Raw genomic sequence first — 19,384 nt, forward strand, 5'->3', positions numbered from 1 at the left:
GCCGTGCCGGGCAACGAGTGAATAACCTACACCAACCCACACCACCACGCAACCCCGGCCACAACCAACAACCCCAAAACCACTGAAAACACAAGCATCCACCGGCGTGTCGCAAAAAGGCAAAACGGCATCAGCCGAGGCGCAGCTCCTGCTGCATATCCATCACGCCGGCCTCGGCCTCCCACAACCGAGCGTCATAGGCACCCGCGCCATCGCGGACGGCCAGCTCCAGACCGGTACGCGCGATCTCATACCAATGCAACGCCTCGGCGCAATCATGCCGGCAGCCCTTCGCATCCGCATACGCCCTGGCGATACGCAATGCGGCGGACCCCCAGATGTGGGGCCGCTCGTCCTTTCCCAGATCGAACGCCCTGCGGAACATCGTCAACGCGCCGGCATAATCCGGTTCGCATCCCCGTCCCTCATCAAGCATGTCGCCGTATTTGTAGCAGCCTTCGGCGATATCGGCCTCGGCCGCATGACGGAACGCCTCCAAAGCCATGACGTCGGTATCCGGCTTGGGCGCGGCCTCACCGAAATTGTCGTAATACGAACGGAAATACCGTCCTTCGCAGCGGTCGTACGCATAGACGTACCCCAGACACAGCCAGCCGAACGGATTGCCACGCCCCGCCGAATGACGGTAGAGAATCTCCGCGGCCTTGAAGCAGTCAAGACGACGCCCATGGTCCTTCGGGGCCGTGTATCCCATGCCCTCCTCGTAATACATGCCGCCGTAATGCAACGCATCGTCGCCGTACGGATCGGATTGGTCCGCCTTGTCGCATACGGCTGAATCATCGATTCCGGCGTCATAGAACGGGACGCCGAGCGACGTCCTCGACGCCTGTCCGATGCCGAGCGGCGGTATGAGCTCACACTGTTGGACAAACGGATAGCAGTCGATGCGGTCGCGTCCCATGACGCCGTCCTCCTCCACGGGAACGGTGATGAACATCAGCGGAAGAATCGGCCCGATGATCGGATCGTCATAGAGGAACCACACATCGCCGTAATCAAGAACGGGGATGTCGTCGTGGGCATGCCACAACGGCCATGGCGCAGGACCTTCGTGATCAGTCATCCAGCACCAGCCTTACCCATATGCGGCGGTAGTCCCCCAGCCGTTCCGTCTCGAGATGTTCCGCGTATACGTGTTTGCCGGCGTCCATGAGACGCGCGATGATCTCGTTCTCATGCGCGCGAAGGTAACCGACGCGTGTCTCACCGGCATACGCCTCCACCGTCCACCGGTCCTGGGCGTCATCCGGCTCCCGTTGCAGACGAAGACGACCATCCGAACCACGAGTCCGCAGACTCCGCAGCATGGCATCGTCGGCACCGCTGTTGTCGAACGCCCGGCAGCCGACCAGATAGGTTCTCTCCACGAGCGTGATGACATTGGCATACGGCTGGGGAATATCGAGACCACCGTCCGTCATCCCCAGCAACGACAGTTCCCCGGAACCGCCGCCCATCGGCATCGGTAGCATTGCCGCCGATGACAGAGCCTCCTCTTCAGCCGACGTCTCCTCGGACGACGCCCCATGGCTCGCCTGTTGCGATGATTCACTCATCGACGCTTCCTCTCCTCATTGAGCAGATCTTCATACCGTCCATCGTAATGCCGCCGACTGGCCATGCACTCATCGATGCGTCCACGAAGCCCGGCGACCTGTCCGCTGACCCATTCGGGGTCCCGCAGACGTTCGGCCAACGTGTATGGCTCGGTGGAAGTCAGCTGGAGCAGACGGTCACGGACGGCATCAAGCCGGCCGTTCAGCAGTTCGATCTCCATGCGAAGTTCGTCATCGGTCAGCCCATCAAACCGTTCGTCGTCAGTCATGTCCATGGTGGCGGCGTCAAGTGCCCTCAGCATATCCAGAGAGCCGTCGGCGAGCGCGTGCTGCGCCATCGCATAGTATTCGGCACGTTTCCGGTCCCCGGGATATAAGTCCGGGTGGAGGCGTCTGGCCAGTTTCCGGAACAGTCGCTTCAGTTCCCTCGCCTTGTCCGCATGCATCGGCGAGGAACGGTCGCGTCTGCGTAGCCATGCGTCCATGCTCTTCGCTTGTTCGGCGACCTGTCGTCGCCAGTCGGCGAACTCCCGGTCGAGCGCCTTGTCAATGGCTTCACCGTCAATGGGTTTGTTGCTGTTCATCGAGGCACGTGCCATCGCATACCGTCGTTTGGCGCGTCGCGCGGCCAGCTGCTCTTTGAGTAATCGTACGCGCCATACGCCTATCTTCACCCAGAAATCCGTTTTGATTTGCGGAATGACCTGCTGGTTCAGCTCCTCGATTCGCGCAACGGTCTGTGCGATGTCGCCCCGTATCTCGGCAATTGACGCCAGCAGCGTCTCGCGGTCGGCATCATCGTCCATCGTCAGGTCCTTTCCCCATTCATGGGCGGCCTCCTCGCCACATCGACGACGTGGAGCGTCCCCGTCATCGGCGTGGTGGTCTTCATGTCGCTTTCACCTTCGACAATACGCCGTTTCTCGACGTCGGATAAACGGTAGAATTATGCGGGATATCATAATCGTCATATCAAGTCGTAAAGGAATGCATCATGACTCTGCTCGAACCTCCGGCCATCCCCGTGCGCAGGGCGCACGACGGTCTGGAACTGCCTTCCATCGGATTCGGCACCTACAAGGTCAATGGCTTCGCTGGCGTCGGCGCGATAAAGTCTGCGCTTGAGGTCGGTTATCGTCTGCTTGATTCCGCATTCAACTACGAGAACGAGGGTGTGGTCGGCAAGGCGATTCGCGAATCCGAGGTGCCGCGTGAGGACATCATCGTCACGTCGAAGCTTCCGGGCCGTCATCATCAGTACGATCAGGCGCGAACCACCATCGAGGAGTCCGTGGCCCGTATGGGACTCGACTACATCGACCTGTATCTCATCCATTGGCCGAACCCCTCGCAGGGCCAGTTCGTGGAGGCGTGGCAGGCTCTGGTGGACGCGCAGAGGCAAGGCATCGTGAAGCATATCGGCGTGAGCAATTTCCTGCCCGGACACATCGATCTGCTCATCCGCGCCACGGGCGTGACTCCGGCGGTCAACCAGGTCGAGTTGCATCCGTTCTTCCAGCAGAAGGAGCAGCGCGCGTACGATGACGCCCACGGCATCATCACCGAGGCATGGAGCCCGCTGGGCCGCGCCAACCAGATGCTTAGGGACCCGGACATCGTACGCATCGCCGAAAAGCATGGCGTCTCCCCCGTCGCCGTGATTCTGCGCTGGCATGTGCAGCTTGGCGATGTGGCCATTCCGAAGTCGATGAACCGCGAGCGCCAGCGTGCCAATCTCGATCTGACCGGTTTCGAACTCGACGAGCGGGATATGCGTGACATCGACGCCATGGACAATCCGGAGGGGCGTACGTTCGAGCAGGATCCCCATTGGCACGAGGAGGACTGAGGACGGCTGAGGACCGACGGCTGACGGCTGACGGCTGACGGCTAGGCGACGGTCTTGCGCCGCCGGTCGTGGCCGTCATGGCTGCGTGACCGCTGTGCCATGTGCTTTTTCAGGCGTCGTTCGGTGATTTCGTCAAGAGGACGTTCCTCCCGCCCCTCACCGGCGGCGTCTTGTCGTGGCGTCCGTTGCACCCGGTTGGTCAGGTCCACGAATTCCTCGTGGGACAAGGCCTCCCGGGTCCGGTGCCATAGCACCCCGACCGAGACGCCGAAGACGGCTTCTCCCCCGCGTACGAGCGCGATGACCTCCTCATCGGTAAGGCATTCATGCACGGTCTGGCCGTCGCACATGATGGTGATGTCCTCGAGTTCCGAGGCGCTGTGCTGCATGAGGCAGTCTATGGCACCGGTGACGTTCTGCAGGTTGATGCCCGCGTCGAGGAGCTTTTTCGATACGGCGAGGATGACGACGTCCTTGAACGAATACAGGCGCCGCGACCCCGAACCGTGCGATGGGCTGATCGATGGTTCGACGATCTGCTTTCTGGCCCAGTAATCCAATTGCCGATAGGTGATTCCCGCCACTCGCGAGGCTACGGTGCCTCGATATCCGCGGGTCTCATGGGGGTCCCCGTCGTCGAAGAGCTGCCCCTGCACGGCATCCGCTGCCGTAAGATCCGTGCGATCCTGCAGGGGCACATGGAGGCTCAATCGAACGCCATCGTTGTCTCCCATATCGGTCATCCTTCCGCAGGTTGACTTGCCATCATGTTCAGTCTAACCGCGGAGGATGCCGTCACGCCGCTACGACGGCTGATTTCGTGAAGAAGACCAGACGGAATTTTCCGATCATGATCTCGTCGCCGTTCTTCAGCACGGCCTCATCGACACGCTGACGGTTCACATAGGTTCCGTTGAGCGATCCGGCGTCCTGCACGGTGAACTGTCCGTTGACGCGACGGAAGACCGCATGGGAACGGGACACGGTGGAATCGTCGAGAAGGATGTCGGAACGGGGGTCTCGTCCGACGTTTACGACATCCTCGTCCAAAAGATAGCGCGAACCGGAAACCGCTCCACGGGTGGAGATCAGCAATGCGGAATTCGCGTCCAGACGTGCGATGGTGTCCAGGTCCTGCTGGGTCAGGGGACGATCGCCCGCGGTCGTGATCGGAATATGGATGGCCGGGATACCGATGATGGTGGTCTCGCCGGCGGTTGGAATCGAATCAGTCATAATTGTTATTCTACAGTCCTTGCGTACTTATAGTCGGTTGATTGTCGTACGGCGTTGATCTGGACGCTGTCCGACTGTACCACACTGACGGCGGCACCGTGTTTGACCCTCAGCTGCGAGCCGACGCCTCCGGCGATCTGTATGGCGTTCTGCAGGGCCGAGGGATCACCGATCGCCTTGATGGTGTATGGCGGCGTCACGGATTGCCCACTGCACGAGACGCCGGATTCCGTGTCGGTGAACGAGGTGGAGGTGACCACGCGCACCCCGTTGAATTCCATGACCTCGGCGCCGGCGTTACGCAGCTCCTCGATGAGGGTGAACATCATGGATGCGGGGATGTGGCCGCTCCGTTGCCCGACGGTGATGACCACGCCCTTGCCTTCTGCGGGAAGACGGCCGGAGAGGATGCCACTGCTCTCCTCGTTCTCCTTGGCGACCCGTTCGACCTCCTTCTGCTTGTCGGCGGCGGATTTGATGGATCTGAGCTGTTCGGAAAGTTGGGTCTTCTGCTGTTCGAGCGTGTCCACCTGGGCGCTGGTCTCATCGAGCAGGCGGACGAGCTCGTCCTCGCTCAATGTGGCGTATGACGATTGGGAGTTCTGTATCTGGGTGACGTATCCGAATCCCAGCAACGCGCAGAGGATGATGACGAGCAGCGTGGTGAGGATGCGCCCCCTCCCGGTGCCCTTGCGGATGGAACGCGCCGGCTTCTTCTTCACCTGCGGGAACGTGCCGGTGGAGACATCGTCGTTGATCTCGTCGGCCATTTCCTGATGCAGCAGGCGGTTCAGCGCCCTGGGCTGCTTGTGCTTGTGATTGGTCTCTTTTGCCATGATGTCCTGCCTCGGCCCTTCATCCTCTGAAGATGAACCGTCGAATGGCCGATACGTTGGAGAAGATTCGTATGCCCAGGACGACGATCACCGCGGTGGTCAGCTGGGAGCCGACGCCGAGCTGGTCACCGAGAAAGACCAGAAGCACTGCGGTGATGACGTTGGAGAGGAACGAGATGACGAAGACTCGGTCGGAGAAGCTGCGCTCGAAATACGCGCGAGCCGATCCGAGCAACGCGTCGATCGCGGCCACCACCATGATGGGAAGGTAGGGTTGGAGCGCGACGGGAACGTCGGGTTTGATGAAGATGCCCACGACGACGCCCACGATGAGACCGATGATTGCCGGCATGTCTATTCTTCCCCTTTATGCGCGTATTTCAGGTCGGGTGACCCCGATGCCTCAAGTGTAATAGTACCGTTGCGCGACACGTCGGGGTAGATGCCCACCTGCGAGAGCGAGTCATACAAGGTGGCGTTGTTCTGTTTGCTGGTGGCGCGGACGAGGGATCCACGATCCCCTATGGCCTGGATTTTGTACGGGCTCTGCACCGAGGTCACACCGACGAGGATGGTCTGCCCGGCGACGCGTATGGACGACTGCACGCCGATTCTGATGCCGTTGATGGCGATGGCCTCCGCGCCGGCCCCCCAGAGTCTCGATACGAACGCCTGCAGGTCGTTGTCGGACACCACGCGGATGGCGTGGCCCTTGTCGTCTCTGGGCAGGTCCCCTTTTTGGTCCTCCGCGGCGATGGGGTCCGCCAGTGTCACGGTGACGCCGGGCCCGGTCACGGCTGCGGTGCCGTTGAGTATGGCGTCCCTTTTGGTGGTGGAGTCGTCGCTGGATTGCATGCTGTTGGTCAGCGATTCGATCTGCGAACGCTGCGAGGCCACGTCGGATTGAAGCGCATGCTGCTTGTCGTTCAATGCCGCGACCTGGCTGGCCAGCTCCTCGCGGATCTTCTGCCGGGTGTTCATATGCAGTTCCTGCACGATGACGCAGCCGGAAATCCCGACGATCACGCAGAAGACGAAGGTGAGGATTCTCGTGACCCACTTCACGGCCGTGGACTGGCTCTGCGGCAGCAGCGTGGAATCCTCGAACAGTGGGTCGAGCGGCCGGTTGGTCAGGTCGTCGATGAGGTGGAGCGATTCGTCATTGACCTTGCGACGGCGCGACCGGCCGGGAACGTGCGCCTCATCCTGTACGGCATGGCGGTTGATCAGTCCGAAAACGGAGCGCGAGAACGCGCTGCGCCGGCGTATGGGGGTGTTGTCCGGATCCACGTCGAAGGAGACCGGCGGCCGTCCGTCAATCGACATTGGTCCGCCTCGTGCGTTTACCGATGTCCTTATGCAGCAGCGCGTATCCCTGCAGGATGTAGATCAGTCCCGCCGTCCAGTACAGTGCGGCGCCCCATATGGCACCGGCCACGCCGATGAGGTGGAGCACCTGGAAGAACGGCCGCGTGCTCAGATCGGCGACGATGAGCACCGGTACGGACATGAGCAGCAGCGCGGTGCCGGACTTCCCGACGAAATGCACGGGCAAAGGGCCGTAGTCATACTGCGCCAGCAGCAGCACTTCGAGAAGCATGACCACGTCACGGGAGCCGACGGCTATGAGCAGCCACCACGGCAGGATCTGCGTCCATCCCAGAGCAAGCATGGAGAAGATGATCAGCAGGCGGTCGGCGATGGGGTCGAGAATCTGCCCTATGCGGCTTACCTGGTTGAATCGACGCGCGATGTATCCGTCGATGCCATCGGATGCCGATGATATGGCGAGGACGACCAGCGACCAGACCAGATACCGCTTGGAGATGAGCACCGCTATGACCGGTATGGAGAGAATGCGCAGGAAACTGATCGCATTCGGCACCGTCCATATGATGTTCTGCGGCTCCGGACTGAACGCCTCGTCCTCGCCATGACGGCCGTCGTTATGTGTATGACTGCTCATGCGTCCCGTTGGTTCACATTCGGGACGCCTGCAGGGCGGTGACGATGATGCCGCGCGCACCCACCTCGTACAGGCGGTCCATAAGCTGGTTGACCTTGGCCTTCGGCACCATCACGCGCACGGCATTCCACTGCTTGTCGTGCAACGGGGAGATGGTGGGGCTTTCGAATCCGGGGGTCACGTCCACGGCGGCGGCGACCTTCGACACGGGGATGTCGTAGTCCATGAGCACGTAGCGCTGTGCGGTGAGCACGCCTTCGAGGCGCCGGCTGAGCACGGTCAGACGCTCGTCCTTCGGGTCGAGACGCGGCGAACGAATAAGGCAGGCCTCGGAGTGCATGATCGGGTCGGCGAAGATGCGCAGGCCGGCATTGCGCAGCGTGGTGCCGGTGGAGACCACGTCGGCGATGAGGTCCGCGACCCCCAACTGGACCGAGGACTCGACCGCGCCGTCAAGGTGGATGGTCTCGGCGCTGATGCCGTGCTCCTGCAGGTAATCGTGCACAAGCTTGTCGAATGACGTGCCGACGCGCTTGCCCTCGATGTCCTCGAGCTTCGCGAAGGAGGATTCGTTCGGCGCGGCGAAGCGGAACGTGGAGGCGCCGAACCCGAGCGGCATGTGCTCGATGGCCTCGGTGCCGGAGTTCCTGAGCAGGTCCTCGCCGGTGATGCCGCAGTCGATGGTGCCGCGGCCGACGTATACGGCGATGTCCAATGGACGAAGATAGAACAGTTCGATGCCGTTGTCCGGATCCTCGACGACGAGCTGCCGTGAATTGGTGCGGAGCCTGTAGCCGGCCTCGGCCAGCATGTTCCAGGCGGGTTCGGACAGCATGCCCTTGTTGGGCACTGCGATTCTCAGCATGTTTTCCCCTTAGTGATGAATTGACGGGCCGTCTGGTGATCCATGCGGCCCTGATGCGCCTGACTCGAGGTCACAGGTGCTTGTAGACGTCTTCGAGGCTGATGCCGCGGTCGATCATCATGACCTGAATGTGGTAGAGCAGCTGGCTGAGTTCCTCGGCGGTGCGGTCGGCACCCTCGTATTCGGCGGCGATCCAGCTTTCCCCGGCCTCTTCGACAAGCTTCTTGCCGATGAAATGCGTGCCCTTGGCCAGTTCCTCGACCGTAAGCGACCCTTCGGTCTTGGCTTCGGCTTTTGCGCTCAGTTCTTCGAACAAGGAATCGAAGGTCTTCATAACTTGGGGTTCTCCTTTGATGGAGTCGGACGGCGGAGTGCCGTCCGACGGTTTTCCGGCCCGCCGGTGACGGGCCGCGTGGCTCAGGCCTGATATGCGGCCTGGGCGTTGTTCCTGATCTCGTCGATGGCCTTGGCGGGATCGTCGGCGCAGTATACCGCGGAACCGGCGACCAGCACGTCCGCACCGGCTTCGGCCACGATGTGCGCGGTGGAGGGGCTCACGCCGCCATCGACCTGAATATGGGTGTCGAGGCCGCGGCGCGTGATCTCGTCGCGCAGGCGACGGGTCTTGGCCATCTGGTTGGCGAGGAACTTCTGTCCTCCGAAACCGGGTTCGACGGTCATGATGAGAATCATGTCGAACTCGTCGAGGATGTCGAAGATGGGCTCGACGGGCTCGGCGGGCCGGACCGCGAAGCAGGCCTTGCAGCCCATGTCGCGCAGCTGGCGGGCCAGTCGCACGGGCGCATGGGTGGCGCCCATGTGGAATGTCACGGACTGCGCGCCGCACTTGGCGAATTCGGGGGCCCATCGATCAGGGTCCTCGATCATGAGGTGGACGTCGACCGGCAGCGGGCTGACCTCGCAGATGCGCTTGACGATGGGCTCGCCCAGGGTCAGGTTGGGGACGAAGTGATGGTCCATCACATCGACGTGCACGAGGTCGGCGTTGGCGATGGCGTGGAGGTCACGCTCAAGGTTGCAGAAATCCGCCGATAGGATACTTGGTGCAATTTGAATCGTCATGATGCCCATTCTAGGGAAACTGAACGACGATGCGCGGACGCGGCACCATCATTCATGCGCTGTTCATGTTTCGACGGCGGCTATCTGCGCGGGACGGGGCGCGTCGTAGACCCGTCGCTTCGGGTTCCGGACGCCTCCTTCTGGGCGATGCGTTCCAGCTCGTCCGCGCTCACCGCGGTGAGGCGGCGGGACAACTCCGCCCTGTCGCTGCCCTTGGCCTGCAACCCTATGAAGAGGATAACGCCGAGAAGGAACACGATGATTGCGGTCCACACGTTGATGCGCAGCCCGAGTATCTCGGTGGAGTAGTTGATGCGCAGCATCTCGATCCACGAGCGCCCCGCGCCGTACCACATGAGGTACATCGAGAATATCTGTCCGCCTTTCAGCATGTGAGACAACCGGTTGCCGACGATCACAATCAGGGCGGCACCCACGAGGTTCCAGATCATCTCATAGAGGAAGGTGGGGTGGAACAGGGTGCCCACCGGGCACGGCTGGCCGTTGTAGCACACCTGCGTCTTGCCCATGGCGTCGGCGCCGTTCAGCGCCAGGCCCCACGGCAGGGTGGTGGGCTTCCCATACAGCTCCTGGTTGAACCAGTTGCCCAGACGTCCGATCGCCTGGGCGACCATGAGACCGGGCGCCAGGGCATCGGCAAGCAGGGGGAACGGATACCGCTTGTGCCGGCACCACAGGAACGCGGCGAGGGCGCCAGCGCCGATGCCGCCGAAGATGGCCATGCCGCCTTCCCACACCTTCAGGATGTTGATCAGACTGCCCGTGGGAGGGAAATACGCGTACGGCGTGGTGATGCAGTGGTAGAGACGGGCGCCGACGAGCCCGCTGGGCACGGCGACCAGCGTGGTGTCGAGCACCTGGTCGAAGAACCCGCCGTCCTTCTTCCAGCGCACGCTGAGGATCCATACGGCGAAGCACACGCCAATCAGGATACAGATCGCATACATGTGAATGGTCACGGGTCCGATGTGGAACTCGGAGAAGGTCGGGGAAGGAATCGACGCTATGGTGGTCATCATGCCTCGTTCGTGGCGGTGGGCCGTCCGTGCACTCATGGCCTCGGACCATGGATGCGGCGGCCGTCACCGCATAGTGGTTGTTTCGTTCAGTTCCTCGCGCCGCGTACGCCCTCGGCGAGCTCGTCGGTCTTGGCGGCGAGCAGCTTCAGTCCTTCGGAGGCGTCACGGGCCGTCCGATTGTCATCGTTCAGCAGCGTATGCACCAGGGCCGAGCCCACGATCACGCCATCGGCGTAGGAGCCGACCTTGGCCGCCTGCTCCGCGGTGGAGACGCCGATGCCCACGCATACGTTGCGGGCCCCGGCCCGACGTGTGCGGTCGACGAGCACCTCGGGCGAGGCGTCGATGCTGGCGCGTTCGCCGGTGACGCCCATACGGGCTGCCGCATACACGAAGCCGCGGGCATTGCGCGCGACGGTCACGAGTCGTTCGTCGGCCGAATCCGGGGAGACCAGGAAGATGCGGTCGAGACCGTGGCGGTCGGACGCCTCAATCCACTCCCCTGCCTCGTCGGGGATGAGATCGGGGGTGATGAGGCCTGCGCCGCCGGCATTCTCGAAATCGGTGGCGAAGCGTTCGACGCCGTAATGGTAGATGAGGTTCCAATAGCTCATGACCAGCGGTACGCCGCCGGCGTTGGCCACGGCCTCCACCGCCTCGAAGACGCGTTTGATGGTTTCGCCGCTCCTCAGGGCGATGGAGGATGCGGCCTGGATGACCGGACCATCCATGACGGGGTCGGAGTACGGCAGGCCGATTTCGACGGCGTCGACGCCGTGTTCGACCATGGTCCGCAGCGCATCGAGGGAGACGTCCGGATTCGGGAAGCCGTACGGCAGATAGCCGATGAACGCCGGACGGTTCTGTCCACGCAACGTGTCGAACATCGCCTCGGTGGCGCTGGGCTTGTGGCTGATGCCCAGCGGCTGTCCGGAGGGCGTGGTTGTTGCATTCGTCATTGTTGTATTCGCTCCTCTTGCACTCATGTACTCAGGCGACGGTGTTGCCGTGCGCGCCGGTGACCTCGAGCGCGGCGGCCTGGTCGTCGGTCAGGTATCCGAACCACTTGCCTGCGGTGGCCATGTCCTTGTCGCCACGTCCGGAGATGTTGACGATCATCACGGCCTTGTCGTATCCCTTGGCCTTGAGATCGGCGGCGGCCTTGTACGCGCCGGCGACGGCATGGGAGGATTCGATGGCGGGGATGATGCCCTCGGTCTGGCTCAGGTCGCGGAACGCGTCCATGGCCTCCTCGTCGGTGGCCCACGAATAGTTGACGCGGCCGATGTCCTTGAGCCATGCGTGCTCCGGGCCCACGGACGCGTAGTCGAGGCCGGCGGAAATCGAGTAGGTGTCGAGGGTCTGGCCTTCGTCGGTCTCCAGCAGGTAGCTCTTGGCACCCTGGAACATGCCGAGCTGGCCGGTGCCGGGGGCGAAGCGGACGGCGTGCTTGCCGGTCTCAGGCCCCTTGCCGCCGGCCTCATAGCCGTACAGGTTCACGCGCTCGTCGTCGAGGAAGGCGTTCATCACGCCGATGGCGTTCGATCCGCCGCCGACGCATGCGCAGACCGCGTCCGGGTGGTCGATGCCGTACCAGTCCTGAAGCTGCTGCTTGGCCTCCTCGCCGATGATCTTCTGGAAGTCGCGCACCATCTCGGGGAACGGGTGCGGGCCGGCGACCGTACCGAGCAGGTAGTGGGTGTCCTTGACGTTGGTCACCCAGTCGCGCAGCGCCTCGTTGATGGCGTCCTTGAGAATCTTGTCGCCGAGGGTGACCTCCACCACCTCGGCGCCGAGCATGCGCATACGCGCCACGTTGAGGGCCTGGCGGCGGGCGTCGATCTGACCCATGTAGATGCGGCACTTGAGTCCGAGCATCGCGCACACGGTGGCGGTCGCCACGCCATGCTGGCCAGCGCCGGTCTCGGCGATCACGCGGGTCTTGCCCATCCTCTTGACGAGCAGGGCCTGGCCGAGCGCGTTGTTGATCTTGTGGGCGCCGGTGTGGTTGAGGTCCTCGCGCTTGAGGAAGATGCGCGCGTCAAGACCGGTCTTCTCGCTGACGAGCTTCGCGAAACGCGGCGCCTCGGTCAGCGGCGAGGGACGTCCCACATACCGCTGCTGCAGGGTCATGAACTCCTTGTGGAATTCCGGGTCCTTCTTGGCCTCGTCGTAGACGCGTTCAAGTTCATCCAACGCGGTGATGAGCGCCTCGGGCACGTATCGGCCGCCGAACTGCCCCCAGTACGGTCCGTGGTGTTCGCTCAACGGCGTGGTCTCTGATGCTTTCACTCTTGCTCCTGCCTTCACTAGTCGTTCCACTGCAAGTTCATGGTCGTCGGCCGTGGCGACGCCCTCGCCGACGAGTACGGCGTCCGCGCCGGCCCGGCCGTAGTCCTCGACCTCCACCGCGCCGAACACGCCGGACTCCGCCACGCGAATCACGTCGTCAGGAAGATTGGCCGCCAATTCGTCATACTTGTTCACGTCCACCCGAAGGTTCTTGAGATTGCGCGCATTGATGCCGATGACCTTGGCGCCGGCGGCGATCGCGCGTTCGATCTCCTCGCGGGTATGGGTCTCCACGAGGACCGTCAGCCCGAGTTCGTGGGCGAGACCGAGCAGGTGACGCAGCCTGTCGTCGTCCAAGGCGGCGACGATGAGCAGGACCATGTCGGCGCCATGCGCGCGGGCCTCCCAGATCTGGTAGTCGGTGACGATGAAGTCCTTGCGCAGCACCGGGATGTGCACGGCCGCCCGGACCTTGTCCAAATCGTCCAGGGACCCCAGGAAACGACGACCCTCGGTGAGTACGGAGACCGCGCTCGCGCCGCCTTTCTCGTATTCACGGGCAAGCGCCGCGGGATCGGGGATGTCGCTCAGGTGCCCCTTGGACGGCGACGCACGCTTGATTTCGGCGATCACCGGTATGGCGTCGGGGCGCTTGAGCCATCGGCGCGCGTCAAGAGGCGTGTGGGCGCCATGCGCCACCTGTTCCTTCAACGCCGCCAGAGGCACCGTCTTCTCCCGGTTCCTCTGGTCCTCGACGGCTCCCGCCACCAGATCGTCCAATACCGACATGATTCTCCTTTTCGGTGTGGTTGGGATCAACAGCACACCTTATAGCACAGTTCGGCCGTGCTTCGCTCGAATATTCTATCTGGCGGCTTTCAGCTGGGCCGCGATCTGCACTGCCTCGACGGAGGCCTCGGCCTTGTTGCGGGTCTCCTGCCATTCGTTCGCCGGAACGGAGTCGAGCACGATGCCGGCGCCGGCCTGGACGCTGGCCTCATGGTCCCGGAGGAACGCGGTGCGGATGGCGATGGCCATGTCCATGTTGCCCGAGAAATCGAAATAACCGACGGTGCCGCCGTAGATGCCGCGGTCGGCCACCTCAAGCTCGTCGATGATGTCGATGGCGCGGGGCTTGGGAGCCCCGGAGAGCGTGCCCGCGGGGAACGCGGACTTGAAGACGTCGAATGCGGTCAGGTCCGGATCCACCCGACCGGTGACCGTCGAGCAGATGTGCATGATGTGGCTGAACCGTTTGATGTCCATGAGCTTGACGACTTCGACGCTGCTGGGTACGCACACCTTGCTCAGATCGTTGCGGGAGAGGTCCACAAGCATGATGTGCTCGCTGCGTTCCTTGGGGTCGGCGAGCAGCTCCTTGGCCAGCCGCTCGTCCTCTTCCGGGGTGGCGCCGCGCGGGCGGGAACCCGCGATCGGGAAGGTGAGCGCGTGGCCGTTGTCCACTTTGATGAGCGTCTCGGGGCTGGATCCGATGACGTTGAAGTCACGGCCCTGCGTATCGGTCAGTGTCATGAAATACATGTACGGGCTGGGATTGAGCGTGCGCAGGACACGATAGACGTCGAAGGGATCGGCCGGGGAGTCGAGGTCGAGCCGCTGGGAGATCACCGTCTGGAATACGTCGCCGTCCACGATATGGCGCTTGGTCTCCTCCACGGCGCGCTCATAATCCGCCTTGGCGCTGCGGAACCGCAGCTCCGGACGGGGACGGGTCTCATCAAGCACGCTCACGCGGGCCTCGCCGTCCACGGGGGTCGCGGCCTTGCGCTGCATGGCGTTCAGTCGTTCGACCGCCTCGTCGTAGGCGGCGTCGGCCCGGGTGGGCTTGTCGTCCACGTTCACGGCGTTGGCGATCAGCCACACGGATCCGCTGACATGGTCGACCACGGCGATGTCCGTGGCCAGGGCGAGGGCCAGCTCCGGCTGTCCGGTCTCGTCGGGCGCCTGGGCACGCAGGGTGGGCTCCCAGTGACGGATGACGTCCCAGCCGACCGATCCGACCAAGCCGCTGGTGAGGTTGGGAAGACCTTTGACACGCGGGGCCTTCAACGTCTTCAACGCCGCATGCGCCACCTCGATGACATCGCCATGGGTCGGTACGCCGACCGGCACTTCGCCGCTCCAGTCGGCCTGGCCGTGGTTGGAACGCAGCTGGGCGATGGAGTTGACGCCGATGAAGCTGTACCGGCTCCAGGAGCCGCCATATTCCGCGGATTCGAGGATGAACGTGCCGGAACGTCCTCCGGCGAGGCGCTCGTAGAAGCCGACGGGCGTCAGGGAGTCGGCAAGCAGTCTCCTGACGATGGGCACCACACGATAGCCGGCATCGGCGAGGGAGTGGAACTCCTCACGGCTCGGCCAGGTACCGCCCCAATTGAGATGTTCGACGCTGCATTCGATGTTCCTGGGGGTCTCCATGCCCATCACTCGTCCTCCTTCTGCTGCGGCGTACGGTGGCCGACGACGACGGGCAACGGTCCGCCCTCGTCGAAGCAGGAGCGTTTGCCGGTGTGGCAGGCGGCGCCCACCTGGTCGACCTCGACCAGAAGCGCGTCTCCGTCACAGTCCAGGGACACCGCCTTGACGTACTGCACGTGTCCGGAGGTGTCCCCCTTGCGCCAGTATTCCTGACGGGACCGTGACCAGAACGTGACGCGGCCGCTGGTAAGCGTCCGGCGCAGTGCCTCCTCGTTCATATAACCGACCATCAGCACCTGCTTCGTGTCGTACTGCTGGATGACCGCCGCGACGAGTCCCTTGGCGTCCTTCTTCAGGCGCCGTGCGATCCGCGGATCGAGCTGCGTGGCATTATCGTATGTTTCCTGCATTGTTGTCGTCATTCCTCGCTATCACCTTGTGCACATATGCATGGACGTGCACGGAAAGCCTGTTCTCCCCGTCCTACGGTCGCACATTCGGAATGTGCCTGCATCGTATGGACCGTCTATCGGACGTCGTATCCGTGCTTCGCCAGCTCGGCCTTGACCTCGGGAATCGTGACCTGGCCGAAATGGAAGACGGATGCCGCGAGCACCGCGTCCGCGCCTGCCTTGATGGCGGGGGGAAAATCCTCCGCCTTGCCGGCACCGCCGCTGGCGATGATGGGGATGGAGACCTCGTTGCGGACCTTCTCGATCATTTCGAGATCGAATCCGTTCTTCGTGCCGTCGGCGTCCATGGAATTCAGCAGGATCTCGCCGGCGCCGAGCTGCTCGGCCCGCCTGACCCACCACAGGGCGTCGATGCCCGTGGATTTGCGGCCTCCCATGGTGGTGACCTCAAACCCCGATTTCGTGTGGCGTTCACCCTGCTCGCGTCGCGCGTCGACCGAGAGGACGAGGACCTGCCTGCCGAAGCGGCCGGAGACGTCGCTGATCATCTGCGGATTGTTGATGGCCGCCGTGTTGACGCCCACCTTGTCGGCGCCGCAGCGCAGCAACATGTCGACATCGTCGACGGTGCGTACTCCCCCGCCCACGGTAAGGGGGATGAACAGCTCCTCGGCCGTGCGTCGCACCACGTCGTACATGGTCTGGCGATGCGAACTGGATGCGGTGACGTCAAGGAAGGTCAGCTCGTCGGCCCCCTGACGATAGTATTCCGCCGCGAGCTCGACCGGATCGCCGGCATCCCGCAGGTTTTCGAAGTGGACGCCTTTCACCACGCGCCCAGCATCCACATCCAAACACGGTATCACTCTCACCGCCAGTGACATGTTCACCCCTTTTGCAGATGGTCCATCGCGCGCGTCGACTCGCGCACTAGCAACAGGGTAACGTCACTTGGCGACGCTCCCGTTACGACTCGCGGGAGAATCGCTCCTTCGCCGCGAGCTGGCCGCAGGCGCCGTCGATGTCGGAACCGCGGGTGTCTCGCAGGGTCGCGGTGATGCCCGCCTGATGCAGGATGTCCAGGAACACCTTCTCGTCGTGCGGGTCGGAGGCCGTCCATTTCGACCCCTCGATGGGGTTGAGCGGGATGGGGTTCACATGTGCCCAGTTGTCTCCGTAATGGTTGAGCCGGTTGGCCAACTGCCTCGCGTGGACGGCTTGGTCGTTGATGCCCCGCATCAGTGCGTATTCGATGCTCACGCGGCGCTTGCTGGCGAGATAGTAGTCGTGGGCGGCGTCCAGCACCTGCGTGGTGTTGAATCGTCGATTCATCGGCACGAGTTCGTCGCGCAGCTTGTCGTTGGGGGCATGGAGAGAGACGGCCAGACGTACGGGGATGCCTTCGGCGGTCAGTTTCTTGATGCCGGGTACCACGCCGACGGTCGAGACCGTGATGTTGCGCGCCGAGATGCCGAAGCCCTCCGGGGGCTGGGCGCTGATCTGCCGGATGGCGGAGAGCACGGAGCGATAGTTGCCCATGGGCTCGCCCATACCCATGAACACCACGTTGCTCAGTCGTCCTGGGCCGCCGGCGACTTCTCCATCTCGCATGGCCTTGGCCGCCACACGGACCTGTTCGAGAATCTCTCCCGTGGACATGTTGCGGGTGAGCCCAAGCTTACCGGTCGCGCAGAATGGGCATCCCATGCCGCAGCCCACCTGGCTGGAGATGCATAGTGTGGTGCGGTTCGGGTATCGCATCAGCACCGATTCGATGCGGGAGCCGTCGAACAGCCTCCACAGCGTCTTGACGGTGGTGCCGTTGTCCGCCTTCTGCCTCAGGAGCGGTTCGATCAGGACGGGGAAGTATGAGGCGATGACGTCATCTCGCCGTGCCGCCGGCAAATCGGTGTAGTCCTCCGGGTCCACGCTCAGATGGGAGTAATAGTGGTTGGCCAGCTGCTTGACCCGGAATTTCGGCAGGCCGAGCCCCTTGGCGACGGCGATGCGTTCATCGTCGTCCATATCGGCGAAGTGCAGCGGAGGCTTGCCTCGGCGGGCATGGTCCTTGGAGAGGATGTCACGGAACGGACCGCTCTCTCCCCCGGCTGTGATGCCGCTTTCCGGATGTTCGACCGCATCGGTCATGACTTCGTCGCTCCTTCGGAAGAATGGAAAATGGTGTTGGCGATGGCGTGGTTACGACTACAGGCCGGTCGCGGCGATGACGAGGAAGATGAACGGCGCGGCCATGAGGATGGAGTCGGCGCGGTCGAGGACACCGCCATGTCCCTTGAGCAGATGCCCCATGTCCTTGATGCCCAGATCGCGTTTGAGCATCGACGCGCACAGGTCGCCGAACGTGCCCACCACGCCGACGAGCACGCCGAACAGTATCGGGACCCACCACCGGGACGCCCAGACTGAACGGTCGTAGGTGACCAGGAAGATCACGAGGGCGCCGACGAAGCAGAAGAGTATCGAGCCAAGTAGGCCCTCGACTGACTTCTTCGGCGAGATGCGGGGGGAAAGCTTGTGCTTGCCGAGCCATGCGCCGAACGCGAGGCCGCCGATGTCCCCCAGCGCGGGGACGAACACAAGCAGGAACGCGTGGGCCACCGGGTGCTCCCAGGTCAGCGGCATGATGATGAATCCCGCGAGGAACGGCACATACAGCACCACAAGCAGGGACACCGTCACATTGGTGAAACGCGTCACCGGCCCGGACTCGTCCCCGTCGTTGAAGGATGATTCGCTGCGCATGTGGGCGTCCGCGCGGGAGAGTTTGGAGGCCACCGCCATGGAGACGCGGCGTCCGACCATGGTCAGTCTGGTGGACGCCGCCAGTCCGACGAAGACGAGCGTCAGCAGCGTGGACACGCACATCGCCACGGCGTGCGCCGGGGCGAAGTATGTCGCGCCCAATATGCCGATCGCCCCGATCCACAGGGCCAGGACGGGTATGCGGATGCCCACCGTCGCGAAATCGACGCGAAGCTCCCATAGGGCGAGTACCACGAAGATGATGATCAGTCCGACGAAGACGTCGACGCTTGCGGCGAGACACAGCAGAATGACCAGTACCAGCACCACGCCGGTGCCTATGGCCTGGGGCATGTTGCGTCCCGTACGCTTGTTGATCGTGTCGATGGCCTCTTCGGCCTCTTCCTTACGCTTTGATGGGCTCATACCGCTGCACCGTCTGGGTTGCTCAGACCTCGAGAATTTCCTTTTCCTTCGCCGCGAACAGGGAATCGATCTCGTCGGTGACCTTCTTGGTGACCTTGTCGAGATCCTTCTGCAGGCGGTTGCCCTCGTCCTCGCCCATGTCGCCGTCCTTGACGGAGGCTTCGATGGATTCCTTGACCTTGCGGCGGATGTTGCGGATGGCGACCTTGCCGTCCTCCGCCTTGCCCTTGGCGAGCTTGACGTATTCCTTGCGCCGCTCCTCGGTCAGCTCGGGCAGGGTGATGCGGATCACGTTGCCGTCACGGTTGGGGTTGACGCCCAGATCGGAATCGCGAAGGGCCTTCTCCACGGCGGAGGCCTGGGTCACATCGAACGGGGTGATCGCCAGGGTGCGGGGCTCGGGAACGCCGATGGTGGCCATCTGCTTCAGCGGGGTGGGGGCGCCGTAGTAGTCGACGACGATGCCGTTGAGCAGGGCGGGGTTCGCGCGGCCGGTACGGATTCCCGCGAAATTCTCCTTGGTGGACTCCACGGTCTTGCCCATCTGGGCGGTTGCCTGATCAATGATTGCTGCCATAATGTCTCCTTGTCATGCC

General features: G+C 63.0%; 22 protein-coding genes. 1 reads left to right on the forward strand and 21 read right to left on the reverse strand.

The features are described 5' to 3' along the window. Positions 1-130: 130 nt before the first annotated feature. From KIH77_RS10140 to KIH77_RS10150, 3 genes are read right to left on the reverse strand one after another with little or no spacing between them, the layout of a single operon-like run. A complete protein-coding gene (locus tag KIH77_RS10140) occupies positions 131-1,087 on the reverse strand; it encodes a tetratricopeptide repeat protein (RefSeq protein WP_219101527.1) in 957 nt (318 codons plus the stop codon). Beyond that, a complete protein-coding gene (locus tag KIH77_RS10145) occupies positions 1,080-1,580 on the reverse strand; it encodes an HIRAN domain-containing protein (RefSeq protein WP_219101529.1) in 501 nt (166 codons plus the stop codon). The genes KIH77_RS10140 and KIH77_RS10145 overlap by 8 nt, the downstream gene beginning before the upstream one ends. Beyond that, positions 1,577-2,386 (reverse strand): hypothetical protein, encoded by an 810-nt coding sequence (locus KIH77_RS10150; RefSeq protein WP_219101531.1) that lies wholly within the window; start codon positions 2,384-2,386, stop codon positions 1,577-1,579. The genes KIH77_RS10145 and KIH77_RS10150 overlap by 4 nt, the downstream gene beginning before the upstream one ends. 194 nt (positions 2,387-2,580) lie before the next feature. Here KIH77_RS10150 and KIH77_RS10155 point away from each other — a divergent pair, with 194 nt between their 5' ends. Further along, positions 2,581-3,429, forward strand: a complete 849-nt coding sequence (locus KIH77_RS10155; protein ID WP_219101587.1) for an aldo/keto reductase — start codon at positions 2,581-2,583, stop codon at positions 3,427-3,429. Between the two features lie 41 nt (positions 3,430-3,470). On the opposite strand, the gene KIH77_RS10160 is transcribed toward KIH77_RS10155, so the two are convergent. The 18 genes from KIH77_RS10160 to frr form a co-directional block, all read right to left on the reverse strand. Beyond that, positions 3,471-4,163, reverse strand: a complete 693-nt coding sequence (locus KIH77_RS10160) for a MerR family transcriptional regulator (RefSeq protein WP_219101533.1) — start codon at positions 4,161-4,163, stop codon at positions 3,471-3,473. A gap of 61 nt (positions 4,164-4,224) precedes the next feature. Beyond that, positions 4,225-4,665 carry an FHA domain-containing protein gene (locus KIH77_RS10165; RefSeq protein WP_219101535.1) on the reverse strand — a complete coding sequence of 147 codons (441 nt, stop codon included), beginning with the start codon at positions 4,663-4,665 and terminating at the stop codon, positions 4,225-4,227. Positions 4,666-4,670: 5 nt separating this feature from the next. Continuing rightward, on the reverse strand, positions 4,671-5,501 hold the full coding sequence (locus KIH77_RS10170) for a DUF881 domain-containing protein (RefSeq protein WP_219101538.1): 831 nt from the start codon (positions 5,499-5,501) through the stop codon (positions 4,671-4,673). Positions 5,502-5,520: 19 nt separating this feature from the next. Further along, positions 5,521-5,853, reverse strand: coding sequence for a small basic family protein (locus tag KIH77_RS10175; RefSeq protein WP_219101540.1), 333 nt, complete (start codon positions 5,851-5,853; stop codon positions 5,521-5,523). A gap of 2 nt (positions 5,854-5,855) precedes the next feature. Then, the gene (locus KIH77_RS10180; protein WP_219101542.1) at positions 5,856-6,827 is read right to left on the reverse strand and encodes a DUF881 domain-containing protein; all 972 of its coding nucleotides are present in this window, start codon (positions 6,825-6,827) and stop codon (positions 5,856-5,858) included. Beyond that, positions 6,817-7,467: a CDP-alcohol phosphatidyltransferase family protein gene (locus KIH77_RS10185; RefSeq protein ID WP_219101543.1), complete on the reverse strand. Its 651-nt coding sequence runs from the start codon at positions 7,465-7,467 to the stop codon at positions 6,817-6,819. The genes KIH77_RS10180 and KIH77_RS10185 overlap by 11 nt, the downstream gene beginning before the upstream one ends. Positions 7,468-7,480: 13 nt before the next feature. Then, positions 7,481-8,332, reverse strand: coding sequence for an ATP phosphoribosyltransferase (hisG, locus tag KIH77_RS10190; protein WP_219101545.1), 852 nt, complete (start codon positions 8,330-8,332; stop codon positions 7,481-7,483). A gap of 70 nt (positions 8,333-8,402) precedes the next feature. Beyond that, complete coding sequence (locus tag KIH77_RS10195; protein ID WP_219101547.1) at positions 8,403-8,666, reverse strand: phosphoribosyl-ATP diphosphatase; 264 nt, start codon at positions 8,664-8,666, stop codon at positions 8,403-8,405. Between the two features lie 83 nt (positions 8,667-8,749). Next, on the reverse strand, positions 8,750-9,415 hold the full coding sequence (rpe, locus tag KIH77_RS10200; protein WP_219101549.1) for a ribulose-phosphate 3-epimerase: 666 nt from the start codon (positions 9,413-9,415) through the stop codon (positions 8,750-8,752). Positions 9,416-9,495: 80 nt separating this feature from the next. Then, positions 9,496-10,452, reverse strand: a complete 957-nt coding sequence (lgt, locus tag KIH77_RS10205; RefSeq protein ID WP_219101589.1) for a prolipoprotein diacylglyceryl transferase — start codon at positions 10,450-10,452, stop codon at positions 9,496-9,498. Between the two features lie 89 nt (positions 10,453-10,541). Next, the gene (gene trpA, locus KIH77_RS10210) at positions 10,542-11,414 is read right to left on the reverse strand and encodes a tryptophan synthase subunit alpha (RefSeq protein WP_219101551.1); all 873 of its coding nucleotides are present in this window, start codon (positions 11,412-11,414) and stop codon (positions 10,542-10,544) included. A 31-nt stretch (positions 11,415-11,445) separates the two neighbouring features. Then, positions 11,446-13,536, reverse strand: coding sequence for a bifunctional indole-3-glycerol phosphate synthase/tryptophan synthase subunit beta (locus KIH77_RS10215; RefSeq protein WP_219101553.1), 2,091 nt, complete (start codon positions 13,534-13,536; stop codon positions 11,446-11,448). A gap of 75 nt (positions 13,537-13,611) precedes the next feature. Beyond that, the gene (gene trpE / locus KIH77_RS10220; RefSeq protein WP_219101591.1) at positions 13,612-15,186 is read right to left on the reverse strand and encodes an anthranilate synthase component I; all 1,575 of its coding nucleotides are present in this window, start codon (positions 15,184-15,186) and stop codon (positions 13,612-13,614) included. Between the two features lie 5 nt (positions 15,187-15,191). Next, a complete protein-coding gene (gene hisI / locus KIH77_RS10225; protein WP_372445398.1) occupies positions 15,192-15,596 on the reverse strand; it encodes a phosphoribosyl-AMP cyclohydrolase in 405 nt (134 codons plus the stop codon). Between the two features lie 116 nt (positions 15,597-15,712). Then, positions 15,713-16,483: an imidazole glycerol phosphate synthase subunit HisF gene (gene hisF, locus KIH77_RS10230; protein WP_219101557.1), complete on the reverse strand. Its 771-nt coding sequence runs from the start codon at positions 16,481-16,483 to the stop codon at positions 15,713-15,715. A gap of 82 nt (positions 16,484-16,565) precedes the next feature. After that, entirely contained in the window at positions 16,566-17,747 is a 1,182-nt protein-coding gene (gene rlmN / locus KIH77_RS10235) for a dual-specificity RNA methyltransferase RlmN (RefSeq protein WP_219101559.1), read from the reverse strand. A 57-nt stretch (positions 17,748-17,804) separates the two neighbouring features. Next, positions 17,805-18,788: a phosphatidate cytidylyltransferase gene (locus KIH77_RS10240; RefSeq protein WP_219101561.1), complete on the reverse strand. Its 984-nt coding sequence runs from the start codon at positions 18,786-18,788 to the stop codon at positions 17,805-17,807. Between the two features lie 22 nt (positions 18,789-18,810). Continuing rightward, entirely contained in the window at positions 18,811-19,365 is a 555-nt protein-coding gene (gene frr, locus KIH77_RS10245; RefSeq protein ID WP_219101563.1) for a ribosome recycling factor, read from the reverse strand. Positions 19,366-19,384 lie beyond the last annotated feature (19 nt).

The organism is Bifidobacterium pluvialisilvae, assembly GCF_019331695.1.
Lineage (GTDB): Bacteria > Actinomycetota > Actinomycetes > Actinomycetales > Bifidobacteriaceae > Galliscardovia > Galliscardovia pluvialisilvae.